Annotated in this window: 1 protein-coding gene; it reads left to right on the top strand. The window is 63.0% G+C overall.

From position 1 onward, the window contains the following. Window positions 1-571 (top strand): hypothetical protein (locus ACFOE0_RS23210; RefSeq protein ID WP_380712898.1); only part of this gene is annotated, 571 nt, incomplete at both ends.

Here is a 571-nt window from a genome sequence, read left to right as displayed (position 1 = left end):
CTACATCAACAACACTGAGCTCAGCGGCGACATCAATATCACTGTCACCCTGGGGGCGGGTACCGCCGTCGGCGATACCCTGATTGTTACTGACCAGGATGGCAATGAGCTGTTTAACGGCACCGTGACCCAGGCCATGCTGGATAACGGCGTACCGGTCACCATGACCGCGCCGGCCACCGGCACCGCCATCAGCGTCACCGCCACGGTCACTGACCCGGCGGGCAACAGCGCCAATGGCTCCGACAGCGCCGTACTGGATTACGGCGTTGGCACCGGCGCGCCTGCAGCGCCGACTGTCACCATCACCGAAGACACCAATAACGACGGCACCATCAATGATGCCGAGCTGGACGGCCAGGTGAACATCACTGTGGCACTGGGCGCGGGCACCGCGCTGGGCGACACCATCGTGGTCACCGACCAGGATGGCAACACCCTGTTCAGCGGCCCGGTTACTCAGGATATGCTGGATAACGGTCTGGATCTGGCCATTGATGCGCCAGCGTCCGGCACCACACTGAACGTGACGGCCACAGTCACTGATCCTGCCGGCAACAGTGCCCAGGGC

Source organism: Shewanella submarina, assembly GCF_042646185.1.
In the GTDB taxonomy this organism is placed as follows: Bacteria; Pseudomonadota; Gammaproteobacteria; order Enterobacterales; family Shewanellaceae; genus Shewanella; species Shewanella corallii.
The sequence above is the reverse complement of the archived record's forward strand: the minus strand, read 5'-3'. Positions and strand labels throughout refer to the sequence as shown.